Origin of the sequence: Microcella sp., from assembly GCF_019739195.1 — a bacterium.
In the GTDB taxonomy this organism is placed as follows: domain Bacteria; phylum Actinomycetota; class Actinomycetes; order Actinomycetales; family Microbacteriaceae; genus Microcella.
In genome coordinates this window covers 1,833,307-1,845,208 of the sequence record NZ_JAHHDS010000003.1, presented here as the reverse complement: position 1 = coordinate 1,845,208, position 11,902 = coordinate 1,833,307, and the positions used below count along the sequence as shown (strand labels likewise).

At 68.1% G+C, this 11,902-nt stretch carries 15 protein-coding genes and 1 tRNA gene; 6 read left to right on the top strand and 10 right to left on the bottom strand.

What is annotated here, in order from left to right; genetic code table 11:
* Positions 1 to 42: 42 nt before the first annotated feature.
* The 5 genes from rplA to KL788_RS10760 form a co-directional block, all read right to left on the bottom strand.
* The gene (rplA, locus tag KL788_RS10780) at positions 43 to 732 is read right to left on the bottom strand and encodes a 50S ribosomal protein L1 (RefSeq protein ID WP_293171275.1); all 690 of its coding nucleotides are present in this window, start codon (positions 730 to 732) and stop codon (positions 43 to 45) included.
* Between the two features lie 2 nt (positions 733 to 734).
* Entirely contained in the window at positions 735 to 1,166 is a 432-nt protein-coding gene (gene rplK / locus KL788_RS10775; protein WP_293171272.1) for a 50S ribosomal protein L11, read from the bottom strand.
* 89 nt (positions 1,167 to 1,255) lie between these two features.
* Entirely contained in the window at positions 1,256 to 2,206 is a 951-nt protein-coding gene (gene nusG / locus KL788_RS10770; RefSeq protein WP_293171269.1) for a transcription termination/antitermination protein NusG, read from the bottom strand.
* 45 nt (positions 2,207 to 2,251) lie between these two features.
* Positions 2,252 to 2,539: a preprotein translocase subunit SecE gene (gene secE / locus KL788_RS10765; RefSeq protein ID WP_293171266.1), complete on the bottom strand. Its 288-nt coding sequence runs from the start codon at positions 2,537 to 2,539 to the stop codon at positions 2,252 to 2,254.
* Between the two features lie 111 nt (positions 2,540 to 2,650).
* Positions 2,651 to 2,723 (bottom strand) — tRNA-Trp (locus tag KL788_RS10760).
* Positions 2,724 to 2,882: 159 nt separating this feature from the next.
* Here KL788_RS10760 and KL788_RS10755 point away from each other — a divergent pair.
* On the top strand, positions 2,883 to 4,091 hold the full coding sequence (locus KL788_RS10755; protein ID WP_293171263.1) for a pyridoxal phosphate-dependent aminotransferase: 1,209 nt from the start codon (positions 2,883 to 2,885) through the stop codon (positions 4,089 to 4,091).
* Between the two features lie 2 nt (positions 4,092 to 4,093).
* Here KL788_RS10755 and KL788_RS10750 read toward each other — a convergent pair whose 3' ends face one another.
* Positions 4,094 to 4,984, bottom strand: coding sequence for a LysR family transcriptional regulator ArgP (locus KL788_RS10750; RefSeq protein ID WP_293171260.1), 891 nt, complete (start codon positions 4,982 to 4,984; stop codon positions 4,094 to 4,096).
* Positions 4,985 to 5,057: 73 nt separating this feature from the next.
* Between KL788_RS10750 and lysE the strand changes: the two genes are divergently transcribed.
* Positions 5,058 to 5,726, top strand: a complete 669-nt coding sequence (gene lysE, locus KL788_RS10745) for an L-lysine exporter (protein WP_293171257.1) — start codon at positions 5,058 to 5,060, stop codon at positions 5,724 to 5,726.
* 83 nt (positions 5,727 to 5,809) lie between these two features.
* Here the strand turns inward: lysE and KL788_RS10740 are convergent, their stop codons facing one another.
* Positions 5,810 to 6,145 carry a histone-like nucleoid-structuring protein Lsr2 gene (locus KL788_RS10740; protein ID WP_293171253.1) on the bottom strand — a complete coding sequence of 112 codons (336 nt, stop codon included), beginning with the start codon at positions 6,143 to 6,145 and terminating at the stop codon, positions 5,810 to 5,812.
* 165 nt (positions 6,146 to 6,310) lie between these two features.
* Between KL788_RS10740 and KL788_RS10735 the strand changes: the two genes are divergently transcribed.
* The 4 genes from KL788_RS10735 (at position 6,311) to KL788_RS10720 (ending at position 9,917) form a co-directional block, all read left to right on the top strand.
* Positions 6,311 to 7,210, top strand: coding sequence for an ABC transporter ATP-binding protein (locus KL788_RS10735; RefSeq protein WP_293171250.1), 900 nt, complete (start codon positions 6,311 to 6,313; stop codon positions 7,208 to 7,210).
* Positions 7,207 to 8,079 carry an ABC transporter permease gene (locus KL788_RS10730; protein WP_293171247.1) on the top strand — a complete coding sequence of 291 codons (873 nt, stop codon included), beginning with the start codon at positions 7,207 to 7,209 and terminating at the stop codon, positions 8,077 to 8,079. The genes KL788_RS10735 and KL788_RS10730 overlap by 4 nt, the downstream gene beginning before the upstream one ends.
* 66 nt (positions 8,080 to 8,145) lie before the next feature.
* The gene (locus KL788_RS10725; RefSeq protein WP_293171244.1) at positions 8,146 to 9,294 is read left to right on the top strand and encodes a sensor histidine kinase; all 1,149 of its coding nucleotides are present in this window, start codon (positions 8,146 to 8,148) and stop codon (positions 9,292 to 9,294) included.
* Between the two features lie 5 nt (positions 9,295 to 9,299).
* The gene (locus tag KL788_RS10720; RefSeq protein ID WP_293173303.1) at positions 9,300 to 9,917 is read left to right on the top strand and encodes a response regulator; all 618 of its coding nucleotides are present in this window, start codon (positions 9,300 to 9,302) and stop codon (positions 9,915 to 9,917) included.
* Here the strand turns inward: KL788_RS10720 and KL788_RS10715 are convergent.
* From KL788_RS10715 to KL788_RS10705, 3 genes are read right to left on the bottom strand one after another with little or no spacing between them, the layout of a single operon-like run.
* Positions 9,914 to 11,026: a UDP-N-acetylmuramate dehydrogenase gene (locus KL788_RS10715; protein ID WP_428846119.1), complete on the bottom strand. Its 1,113-nt coding sequence runs from the start codon at positions 11,024 to 11,026 to the stop codon at positions 9,914 to 9,916. The genes KL788_RS10720 and KL788_RS10715 overlap by 4 nt on opposite strands.
* A complete protein-coding gene (locus tag KL788_RS10710; protein WP_293171241.1) occupies positions 11,023 to 11,439 on the bottom strand; it encodes a MaoC/PaaZ C-terminal domain-containing protein in 417 nt (138 codons plus the stop codon). Before KL788_RS10710 ends, KL788_RS10715 begins: the two co-directional genes overlap by 4 nt.
* Positions 11,436 to 11,885, bottom strand: coding sequence for a MaoC family dehydratase N-terminal domain-containing protein (locus KL788_RS10705; RefSeq protein ID WP_293171238.1), 450 nt, complete (start codon positions 11,883 to 11,885; stop codon positions 11,436 to 11,438). Before KL788_RS10705 ends, KL788_RS10710 begins: the two co-directional genes overlap by 4 nt.
* Positions 11,886 to 11,902 lie beyond the last annotated feature (17 nt).

Below are 11,902 nucleotides of genomic sequence, written 5' to 3'. Positions count from 1 at the left end.
AGGCCCCGCCGAAGCGGGGCCTTCACGGGTAGGGCTGTCGAACTAGACAGCGTTGACGTCGAGCGGAATGCCCGGGCCGAACGTGGTCGAGACCGAGCCCTTCTGCAGGTAGCGGCCCTTCGAGCTCGACGGCTTGAGCCGCATGACCTCGTCGAGCGCAGCCTTGAGGTTCTCGCTCAGCTGCTCGTGCGTGAACGCCGTCTTGCCGACGATGAAGTGCACGTTGGCGTGCTTGTCGACGCGGAACTCGATCTTGCCGCCCTTGATGTCGGTGACAGCCTTGGCCACATCCGGGGTCACGGTGCCGGTCTTCGGGTTGGGCATGAGGCCGCGGGGGCCGAGCACCTTTCCGAGACGGCCGACCTGGCCCATGAGCTCGGGCGTCGAGACGGCCGAGTCGAAGGCGGTGTAGCCTCCGGCAACCTTCTCGATGAGCTCGGCGCCGCCGACCTCGTCAGCGCCCGCCGCGATCGCGGCCTCGGCCGCAGGGCCGGTCGCGAAGACTATGACGCGAGCGGTCTTGCCCGTGCCGTGCGGCAGGTTGACGGTGCCGCGCACCATCTGGTCGGCCTTGCGCGGGTCGACCCCGAGCTTGAGGGCGACCTCGACGGTCGAGTTGGTGTTCTTCGAACCGGTCTCTTTCGCGACGGCCACTGCCTCGTCGAGGGAGTAGAACTTGCCCTCTTCGATCTTGTCGGCCGCGGCCCGGTATGCCTTTGACTTGAATGCCATGATTACGCCTCCACCGTGATCCCCATCGAACGGGCAGTGCCCGCGATGATCTTTTCCGCTGCCTCGATGTCGTTGGCGTTGAGGTCGACCTGCTTCTGCTCGGCGATCGAGCGCACCTGCTCTTTGGTGAGCTTGGCGACCTTGACCGTGTGAGGAGTCGACGACCCCTTCTGCACGCCCGCAGCCTTCTTGATGAGCTCGGCGGCCGGCGGCGTCTTCAAGATGAACGTGAACGAACGGTCTTCGTAGACGGTGATCTCGACGGGGATGACGTTGCCGCGCTGCGACTCGGTCGCCGCGTTGTAGGCCTTGCAGAACTCCATGATGTTGACGCCGTGCTGACCCAGCGCCGGCCCGATGGGCGGGGCGGGGTTGGCGGCGCCGGCCTGGATCTGCAGCTTGATCAGACCCGTGACCTTCTTCTTCGGTGCCATTTTTCTTCTTCTTTCGTGTCGAGCAGCATCCAGGTGGATGCTGCGCTCCCGCCTGCACGCCCGTTGCGTGCCGCGGTCATCTATCGGTATTAGAGCTTGGTGACCTGGTCGAACGACAGCTCGACCGGGGTCTCGCGCTCGAAGAGCGAGACGAGCACGGTGAGCTTGCCGCTCTCGGGCTTGATCTCGCTGATCGTGCCGGGGAGCCCGGCGAACGAGCCCTCCTTGATGGTGATGGTCTCGCCGACCTCGAAGTCGATCTCGGCAGGAATGACGCGAGCCGCGAGGCCGCCGCCCTTCGAGCCGCCCGCCTTGGCCGGAGCCTCCGCGATCTGCACGGTCGACTTGAGCATCTGGAAGGCCTCGTCGAAGCGCAACGGGGTCGGGTTGTGGGCGTTGCCCACGAAGCCCGTGACGCCCGGCGTGTGCCGCACGACCGACCAGCTGTCTTCGTTCAGCTCCATGCGCACGAGCACGTAGCTGGGAATCCGCACGCGCGTGACGAGCTTGCGCTGACCGTTCTTGATCTCGACGACGTCTTCCATCGGAACCTGAACCTCGAAGATGCTCTCTTCCATGTTCATCGAGATGGTGCGGTTGTCGATGTTCTGCTTGACGCGCTTCTCGAAGCCCGCGTACGAGTGCACGACGTACCACTTGCCCGGCTTCATGCGCAGTTCGAGCTTGAAGTCTTCATAGGGGTCGACCTCGGCCTCGTCGGCCTCGGCGTCACGGCTCTCGTCATCGGCCTCGTCGTGCGTTGCCTCGGCAGCAGCCTCGGCCTCATCGGCCGAGTCGATGTCGAGCGCGTCGTCGACGATCGAGTCTGCTTCGGGGTCGACAGCGGCCTCAAGGGCGTCGAGCAGGCCTTCAAAGTCGGGCTCGCTGCTCTCCTCCTCGATGTGCATCGCGTTGTGCTCGGCCGGGTCGGCGGAGTGCAGCTGGGCGTCGATCGTGTTGCCCTCTTGAGCCTCGTCCTCTTCAGACGACTGCTCGGCGGCAGTCGAGAGGTCGAGCTCGCTGGGCAGCTTCTCAGTCACGGTTTCTCTTTCCTTGCAGTGCGGGTGAGCGGTCGGGGTGCTGGCCTACTGGCCGAGCACAGCCGATCCGTCTCCGAAGACGAACGACACGAGCCAGCCGAACACGATGTCGAGGCCCGACACGATCGCCATCATGATGATCACGAACACCAGCACGACGAGCGTGTAGGTGATGAGTTCGCGGCGGGTGGGGGTGACCACCTTGCTGAGCTCATTGAGCACCTGGCGGATGAAGAGCGCGAAACGACCGAAGGGTCCGCGCTTCTCAGCACGGTCACGCTTCGCCTTGGCGACGACATCTTCGCCGCCCTGGTCGTCGATCACACTGCTCACGTGATGCTCTACCTTCGTCGCTCGCACGGATTTCTCGGTCTGGTGGTGCACACCGCCTCACCCGGCGCACGCTCTCGACACGTCGAGAGGTGCGCCGAGCCGGCGACTGTGCAGGGCGGACAGGACTCGAACCTGCAACCTGCGGTTTTGGAGACCGCTGCTCTACCAATTGAGCCACCGCCCTCTGCGGTGAGCGGCTGATCCCGGGCATGCCGAAGCATGGCAGGAATCAACTACCGTCTCCCAGTGTAAGCGACACCGGATGCTCTGCAAATCGGCGGGCGAGCATCCACTCGCCCCGGCGCTCGCCCACCCGCCGCGCGGCCGCCGTAGAATCGTGGCCGTGACCGCCGACTCTGCACGCATCGCCCGCCGCATCGCCGCCATCAGCGAATCTGCGACCCTCAAGGTCGACGCCAAGGCCAAGTCTCTGAAGGCCGCTGGCCGGCCCGTCATCAGCTACGCCGCGGGCGAGCCCGACTTCGCGACCCCCGACCACGTGGTCGAGGCCGCCGTCGCCGCCGCGCGCGACCCGAAGAACCACCGGTACACGCCCGCCGCCGGGCTTCCCGAGCTGCGCGAGGCTGTCGCCGAGAAGACGGCGCGCGACTCGGGGCTCGAGACGAGCGCCGGCCGCGTCATCATTACCAACGGCGGCAAGCAGGCCGTCTTTCAGGCTTTCGCGACGATCGTCGACGAGGGCGACGAGGTGCTGCTGCCCGCGCCGTACTGGACCACCTACCCCGAGGTCGTGCGTCTCGCCGGCGGTGTTCCGGTCGAGGTCTTCGCCGGCGCCGACCAGAACTACCTCGTCACGGTCGAGCAGCTCGAGGCCGCTCGCACCCCGCGCACCAAGGTGCTGCTCTTCGTGAGCCCCTCGAACCCGACCGGCTCGGTCTACAGCCCTGAGCAGACGAAGGCCATCGGCGAGTGGGCGCTGCAGCACGGCATCTGGGTCATCAGCGATGAGATCTACCAGGCGCTCACCTACGACGGCGTGCGCGCCGTCTCGATCGTCGAGGCCGTGCCCGAGCTCGCCGAGCAGTGCATTCTTGTCAACGGCGTCGCCAAGACCTACGCCATGACCGGCTGGCGCGTGGGGTGGATGGTCGGCCCTGCCGACGTCATCGCCGGGGCGTCGAACCTGCAGTCGCACCTGTCGAGCAACGTCGCCAACATCTCGCAGCGCGCCGCGATCGCCGCCCTCACAGGGCCTCAAGATGCGGTCTCGACGATGCGCGAGGCCTTCGACCGGCGGCGCCGCGTGGCCGTCGCCGAGCTCAACCGCATTCCGGGCATGGTCACTCCGACGCCGACGGGGGCGTTCTACGTCTATCCCGACGTGACGGGCCTGCTGAACCGCGAGTGGAAAGGCTCGACTCCCGCGACCTCGCTCGAGCTCGCCGACCTGACTCTCGAGCACGCAGAAGTCGCGGCCGTGCCCGGTGAGGCCTTCGGGCCCAGCGGCTACCTGCGCTTCAGCTACGCACTCGGCGACGCCGACCTGCTGGAGGGCATCCAGCGCCTGCAGGCGCTCTTCGGCACCGACTAGCGTCACAACGGCGGGCGCAGCGAGCGTGTTGCGGCTCCAACAACGGCATCGGCGATGGCCGTCATGACGGGCGATCCGAGATTCCACTGCTGCCAGTAGAGCGGCACATCGATCGGGTCGCCGTGGAGCCTGACGAGGGCTCCCCGCGTCACCTCGGTTGCCGATTGGGCCTCGGGCAGCATGCCCCAGCCCAGGCCGAGCACGACCGCCTGGGCGAACTCATGTGTGGCAGGAATGACGTGCCGGGGAGGGTCGCCCGGGTCGATCCCCTTGGATACCAGGAACGTGTGCTGCAACTGGTCGTTGCGGTCGAATTGCACCAGGGGGGCATCGCGCAGCCATCCGCTGCCCGTCGAATCTGATCTGTACCGCTCGAGGTAGGCGGGCGCGGCAAAGGGCTCGTAGCGCATCGACCCGAGCGGTCGACTGCTGCAGCCGGCGACCGGTTCGGCTTGCGACGTCACCGCCGCCATGACCGTGCCCGACTGCAGCAGTTCAGTGGTGCGGTCCTGGTCGTCGCGGTGAAGATCTACGACGACCGCGTGCGAGTGGGTGACCGCGGTCAACGAGGGGAGAAACCATGTGGCGAGCGAATCGGCATTGACGGCGATGGCGAGCGAACTGGTGCCGCCGTCGTCGAGACCGAGCTCAGCCATCGCGTCGTGCTCGAGCAGGGCGAGCTGACGGGCGAGACGCACAATCGCTGTCCCCGCCTCCGTCGCCCGTACCGGTTTCGACCGCACCAGCACCACGCGACCGAGCTGCTGCTCGAGCGCCCGAACACGCTGGCTGATCGCGGACGGGGTCACGCGCAAACGACGCGCTGCACTCTCGAAGGTGCCCTCGTCAATAATCGCGGCGATCGTGTGTGCCAGTTCGAGCGAGATCGTCATGAACAGCAATGCTAATGACTCTGAAGAATCATGAACTGGAATTCATCAGAGAACTCGCCGTACCGTGGCATTCATGTCAGTACTACTCGCCGGCTTCGGGCTCGGCCTCTCGCTCATCATCGCCATCGGCGCGCAGAACGTCTTCGTGCTGCGGCAGGGAATCCGGCGTGAGCACGTGCTCGCCGTCGTCATCGTGTGCGCGGTGTCAGACGCCGTGCTCATCGCCGCGGGCATCGCGGGCATCGGCGCGGTACTCTCGGTGATTCCCTGGCTCGTCGAGGTCGTGCGCTGGGTGGGTGCGGCCTTTCTCATCGGGTACGGGATGCTCGCCGCGCGCCGCGCCTGGCGCCCTCGTGCCGCGCTCGTGGTGGAGGAGCCGGGCGCCCCCGAGCCGGGCCCTGCCGAACCTGGCGCGACGACGGTTGCCGCGACCGCCGTCGCTCCCCCTCAGGCACGGCTACGAACCGTCGTGCTCACCGCGCTCGCGCTGACCTGGCTCAACCCGCACGTCTACCTCGACACCGTGTTTCTGCTCGGGTCGATTGCCGGCACGCACGGCGATGCGCGCTGGGTGTTCGGCGCCGGAGCGATGGCCGCGAGCGTCGCCTGGTTCACCGCGCTCGGCTTCGGCGCCCGCTACCTCTCACGCTGGCTGTCGACCCCTCGCGCGTGGCGGTGGCTCGACGCCGGCATCGCCGTCGTCATGGTCGCGATCGGGCTCTCGCTCGTGCTCGTGCGCTAGGTCGCCGTCGCGCGTCGCACTGTTTCAGACACCTCGTACTGACGAAAGCGTGCGACGTGTCGCAAACGGTGAGAGGTGAGCCGTCAGCGCTGGGCGGCAGCGTAGGCCTCGCGAATCTCGGCCGGAATACGGCCGCGATCGCCGACCGTGTAGCCGTTGCGCTGCGCCCACTCGCGCACCGCGGCGGTGTCACCGTTGGCGGCCGACCGCTTGCGGGGCGCCGCGCTCGCACGACGGCCCGTCGAGCGCGCTTTCGCGATGAACGGCGCGAGAGCATCCCGCAGCGCCTGCTGGTTGGCGCGGCCGAGATCGATCTCGTAGCTCGCGCCGTCGAGGGCGAAGGTGACGGTGCCGCCGTCGGCAGGCCCGATGACGGTGCCGTCGAGGTCGTCGACCAGTTCAGTCGTAATGCGCTTCATGGAATTTCTCCCCCTCACATTGCGCGACTTTATGCGCGACGTCACTTTATCGAATTCCGGCGGCAATTCATGAATATCGGTGGATGCTCCGTCCACCGATCGGTGGACCCAGAGTCGGGCCGACCGGCCGTTGTCGCATTCAGGTCTGGCGAGCAGAGTGGGGGCATGACAACACCCAAGAACGTCGTCGAAGTGCGAGACCTGCGCAAGACGTACGGCGACTTCACCGCCGTCGACGGCATCACCTTCGATATTCACCGCGGCGAGACCTTCGCGCTGCTCGGCCCGAACGGGGCCGGCAAATCGACCACCATCGAAATTCTCGAGGGCTACCGCGACCGCACGAGCGGCGACGCCCGCGTGCTGGGCACCGACCCCGGCCGAGGCGGTCTCGACTGGAAGGCCCGCATCGGCATCGTGCTGCAGTCGAGCGGCGAGAGCGGCAACGTCACTGTCGCCGAGCAGTTGCGGCACTTCGCGGCCCTCTACCCGAACCCTCGCGACGTCGACGAGGTCATCGCCGCGGTCGGGCTCGAAGAGAAGGCTGGGTCACTCATCCGCAAGCTCTCGGGCGGCCAGCGCCGCCGCGTCGATGTGGCCGTCGGCATCGTCGGCGCGCCCGAGCTGCTCTTTCTCGACGAGCCGACGACGGGCTTCGACCCTGAGGCCCGCCGCAGCTTCTGGAAGCTGATCCGCACGCTGCAGAGCGAGGGCACGAGCATTCTGCTCACCACCCACTACCTCGACGAGGCCGCGCAGCTGGGTGACCGGGCCGGCATCATCGCGGGCGGTCGCATGGTCGACCTCGCGCCGATCGACGAGATCGGCGGGCGCGAGTCGCGCGTGCCGCTCGTGCGCTGGCTCGAGAACGGCGAGCGCCGCGAGCAGCGCACCACGACCCCGGCAACCCTCGTCACCGAGCTCGTGAACCGTTTGGGCGCCGAGCCCGGCTCGCTCGAGGTCATCAGGCCGAGTCTGGAAGACGTCTACCTCGACCTGGTCGGGCACGAGCACGCGAGCGACCTGAGCGCTGACGAACTGAACGAGACGGAGGCAGCACGATGAGCACGACAGAGTCGAGCTCGACGATGAGCCCGGCCCGGGCATCCCGCACCGAATCCTCCATCGGCCGTGCCATTCGCTTGGGGCTGCTGCGCATCGGCTACGAAGTGCGCGCCTACTTCAGGCAGGGCGACACGGTGTTCTTCACCTTCCTCTTCCCGGTCGTGATGCTCACGATCTTCTCCGTCTCGTTCAGCGAGGCGAGCTTCGGGCAAACCGCCGACGGCGACGAGATCACCGCCGCGTGGTTCTTCCTACCCGCCATGCTCGCAGCGGGTGTGCTGCTGAGCGGCCTGCAGAACCTCGCGATCGACATCGCGATGGAGAAGAGCGACGGCACGCTCAAGCGTCTCGCCGGATCACCCCTGCCGGTCGTGAGCTACTTCATCGGCAAGCTCGGCCAGTCGTTCACGACGGGTCTGCTGCAGGCCGGCGTGCTGCTGCTGCTGGGCTTCACGGTGTTCCAGGTGCCACTGCCCGAGAACGCCGAGAACTGGGTGACGTTCGCGTGGGTCTTCACGCTGGGCGTGTTCTGCTCGGCCATTCTGGGCATCGCACTGAGTGCTGTGCCGCGCAGCGGCAAGAGCGCCACGGCCGTCGTGATTCCGATCACGCTCGTGCTGCAGTTCATCTCGGGCGTCTATCTGCGCTTCAGCGACCTGCCCGAGTGGCTGCAGAATGTGGCCTCGGTGTTCCCGCTCAAGTGGATGGCGCAGGGCATGCGCAGCGTGTTCCTGCCCGACGAGCTCGTCGTGCTCGAGCAGAACGAGTCGTGGGATCTGCCGGGCATCGCCCTCGTGCTCGCGATCTGGCTGGTCGTCGGCCTCGTCATCACGAGCCTCACCTTCCGCTGGATCCGCAAAGATTCGTGAGGGTCAGGATGCTGCGCCCGAGTCTGGCCCTGACCGAGTCGGTCACCCGTGGCTAGGCTCGGGCGCATGACCGCCCGTCGAGTGTGGAGCGCCGCCGTGCTGGGCATGGCGGTGCTGCTCGGCGTCATGCTCGTCATCACAGCGAATGATGCCGTCGATGCCGTGCTCGGTGGGGCGGGCATCGCGCTGCTCGTTGCAGGGTGGTTCAGCCTCGGCCTGCCGCGCGTCGACGACCCGCGCGGGGCTCCGGTCTTCGTAGCGGCCGTCGCCGTCGCCGTGACGCTCATGGTCGCCGCCTCACCCACGCTCGCCATCTCGCAGGGCATCGCCTACCCGATCGCCTGGGTGTTCTGCTCGTCGATCCGCCGGGCGGTGGTGCAGAACATCGTCATCTCGGCAGGCGTCACGTTGGGGTTCTTGGTGAGCCTGGGTACGACACCCGACGCCCTGCTGCAGACCGCCTTCACGATGGTCATCTCGCTCGGCTTCAGCCTCGCCATGGGCTTCTGGATCGCCCACATGACCGAGCTGGGCGACCGCAACGGTCGCCTGCTGGCCGAGCTGCAGGGTGCGCAATCGCAGATCGAGGCGTTGCACCGCGAGGCGGGAGCGACCGCTGAGCGCGAGCACTTCGCCCGCGAGCTGCACGACACGATCGCGCAAGACCTCACGGGGCTCGTCATGCTCGCTCAGCGCGCCCGGCGCGAGCTCGGCGACAGCGAGACGCTACGCATCATCGAAGAGAACGCGCGGGCGACGCTCGCCGAGACGCGCGCGCTCGTCGCCTCGAGCGCGGCCCTCGGCGATGACACCACCGACCTGGCATCGGCCCTGCACCGGCTGGCCGAGCGATTCTCGCGCGAGACCGGCGTCGAGGTGACGTGCACCGTGGCCGCCGAGCTCGCGCTCGACCGCGAGACCGAAGTCGTGGTGCTGCGCTGCGTGCAAGAGGCGCTCGGCAATGCGCGCAAGCATGCGCGAGCATCCCGCATCGCCATCACGGTGACCGCGCCCGAGGGCGACACGCATCGGGTGCGCGTCGAGATCACGGATGACGGCATCGGGTTCGACCCCACGACCGCGCGCGACGGCTTCGGGCTCTCCGGAATGACCGATCGCCTCGCGCTCGTGCACGGAACGATGTCGGTGCAGAGCTCACCCGGCGCAGGCACGACCCTCGTCGCCGAGTTGCCCGCTGCGGGGGTGACGGCGTGAGCGAAGTGATCCGCGTGCTCGTCGCCGACGACCACGCTGTCGTGCGCGCCGGCATCGTGGCGCTGCTCGCGGCCGAGCCGGGCATCGAAGTCGTCGGCGAAGCGGTCGACGGCGAAGACGCGGTCGAGCAGGCGCTCGCGCTGCGGCCCGACCTCGTGGTCATGGACGTGCGGATGCCCCGCCTCACGGGCGACGCCGCGACCGCCGCGATTCGCGCGCAAGCCGACGAGGTGCGCGTGCTCGTGCTCACGACCTACGAGTCTGACGCGAGCATCCTCTCGGCGATCGAAGCGGGGGCGAGTGGCTACCTGCTGAAAGCGGCACCCGCCGATGAGCTCATCGCGGGCGTGCGGTCGGTGGCCGCGGGTGAAGTGGCGCTGTCACCTGCGATCGCGGCGCAGCTCGTCGCCCGCATGCGCGAGCCCTCGCCCGCCGCGCTGACCCCGCGCGAGACCGAGGTGCTGCGCCTCGTGGCCGAAGGTCTCTCGAACCGCGAGATCGGCGAACGCCTGTTTCTCGGCGAGTCGACCGTGAAGACGCACCTGCTGCGCACCTTCGAGAAACTCGGCGTCAACGACCGCACGCGCGCCGTGACGCTCGCGATGCAGCGCGGGCTGCTCTAAAGAGTCTGGTTGATGAAGACCGGCTCGGGGTGCAGCACGACCCCGAACTCGCTCATGACGCGCGTCTGGATATAGCTCGCGAGCTGCGCGATCTCGGCAGCGGTCGCGCGACCGCTCGCGTTCGTCAAGGCCAGGGTGTGCTTCTTCGAGACGGATGCTGCAGAGCCAGGTAGTGCGAACCCTCGAGTGATGCCCGAGTGCTCGATGAGCCAGGCGGCGCTGAGCTTCACCGTCGACTCGACGGGCGGCGGCGGGCTCGCGGGCTCAGCACCCAGTGGCACGGCGAGCGAGGGCGGCTCGGGCTGTTGCGGCCACCTCGGTGCGTCTGCCGGCAGCGTGCGGGCGAAGCTCTCACTGACGATCGGGTTGGTGAAGAACGAGCCGGCGCTCACCGAGTCGGGGTCGTTCTCGTCGAGCACCATGCCCTTGCTCGCCCGCAGCGCGAGCGTCGCGGCTCGCACTCCGACGAGCGGTGCGCGGTCGCCGATCTCGACGCCGAGCGCATCGGCCAGCTGCGCGTACGCGACCGGCCGGCTGCGTGCGCCCTCAACGCGCTCGAGCGCGAGGTCGACGCTGAGCACGATCGCGGCCCACCCCTGCTTGATCGCACTCGTGCGGTAGCCAAGCTGCAGCTCGGGTGCCGGCACGCGGCGGCGCTCGCCCGATGCGATGTCGAGCACCTCGACCGCCACGAGGCTCTCGGCGAGCTCTTGCCCGTAAGCGCCGATGTTCTGAATCGGTGCGGCGCCCGTCGACCCGGGCACCCCGCTGAGCGCTTCGATTCCGGCGAAGCCCTGATCGACGGTGAACGCCACGAGCTCATCCCACGGCTCGCCCGCCTGCACGCGCAGCCGCACCGGTCGACGCGAGCCCTCCACGTCGGGCAGTCGTTCGATGCCGCGCGAACGCACGAGCACGACCGTGCCGGGCACGCCCTCGTCGCCGACGAGCACGTTCGAGCCGCCGCCGAGCACGATCCACTCACGGCCGGCGGCATCGGCTTCGAGCACGGCCTCGACCAACTCGTCGTCGGTCGTCGCCTCGACGAGCCGATCGGCGGGGCCGCCGACGCGCAAGGTGGTGAGCTCGGCGAGCTGCATGTCGGTCACGCCAGAGTCGTGACGCGCACCTGCGCCTTGCCCAACACGGTCTGGCCGCCGAACGTCACGGTGAGGTCGATGCGCGCTGCATCGTCTTCCACTGCCGCAACCTTCGCCGTGATCGTCAGGTCGGCGCCGAGCGCCGGGTCGACCACGACCGGACGAGTGAAGCGCACCTGGTAGTCGCTGACCCAGCCGCGAGCATCCGCCCAGTCGATGACGGGCTGCACGGCCACGCCCATCGTCAGCATGCCGTGAGCGAGAACGCCCGGCAGCCCGACCTGCGCCGCGACATCGTCGCGATAGTGGATGGGGTTGAAGTCGCCGCTGGCCCCGGCGTACCGCACCAGGCTGTCGCGCGTCAGGTGCACGGTGCGCTCGGCCACGACCTGGCCGACCTCGAGGCCGTCGAGAAGGCTCATGACTCGTCTCCTCTGATGACGAGCGTCGAGATGCTCGTGACGACGTGCGCGCCCGCAGCGTCGGTCATGGCCGACTCGCTCGTGACCATGCTGTTGCCGCCGAGCGTCTTGATGCTCGTGACCCGCAACGTCGCGGTGAGCTCATCGCCCGCCACGATCGGGCGCGAGTAGCTGAAGCGCTGGTCGCCGTGCACCACTCGACTGAAGTCGATGCCCGCATCGGGCTCGGCCAGCAGCTGCTGCAGCGTCGCCTCGGAGATGACGATCGGAAACGTGGGTGGCGCGACGACGTCGGCGAAGCCGGCGGCACGAGCCGCCTCGGGGTCGTGATGCAGGGGCGCGGTGGCGAGCACGGCGCGCGCGAACTCCCGCACCTTCTCGCGGCCCACCAGGTAGGGCGCGGTCGGAGCGAACGCGCGCTCGGTCAGTTCAGGATTCACGGGCACCCGACCAGTCTAGGCGC

What these genes read in the sequence shown, in the direction of transcription:
- KL788_RS10725 (WP_293171244.1), top strand. Translation starts at nt 8,146, where the DNA reads ATGACCGCCCGTCGAGTGTGGAGCGCCGCCGTGCTGGGCATGGCGGTG.
- KL788_RS10735 (WP_293171250.1), top strand. Translation starts at nt 6,311, where the DNA reads ATGACAACACCCAAGAACGTCGTCGAAGTGCGAGACCTGCGCAAGACG.
- KL788_RS10730 (WP_293171247.1), top strand. Translation starts at nt 7,207, where the DNA reads ATGAGCACGACAGAGTCGAGCTCGACGATGAGCCCGGCCCGGGCATCC.
- KL788_RS10740 (WP_293171253.1), bottom strand. Translation starts at nt 6,145, where the DNA reads ATGAAGCGCATTACGACTGAACTGGTCGACGACCTCGACGGCACCGTC.
- rplA (WP_293171275.1), bottom strand. Translation starts at nt 732, where the DNA reads ATGGCATTCAAGTCAAAGGCATACCGGGCCGCGGCCGACAAGATCGAA.
- KL788_RS10750 (WP_293171260.1), bottom strand. Translation starts at nt 4,984, where the DNA reads ATGACGATCTCGCTCGAACTGGCACACACGATCGCCGCGATTATTGAC.
- lysE (WP_293171257.1), top strand. Translation starts at nt 5,058, where the DNA reads ATGTCAGTACTACTCGCCGGCTTCGGGCTCGGCCTCTCGCTCATCATC.
- KL788_RS10710 (WP_293171241.1), bottom strand. Translation starts at nt 11,439, where the DNA reads ATGAGCCTTCTCGACGGCCTCGAGGTCGGCCAGGTCGTGGCCGAGCGC.
- rplK (WP_293171272.1), bottom strand. Translation starts at nt 1,166, where the DNA reads ATGGCACCGAAGAAGAAGGTCACGGGTCTGATCAAGCTGCAGATCCAG.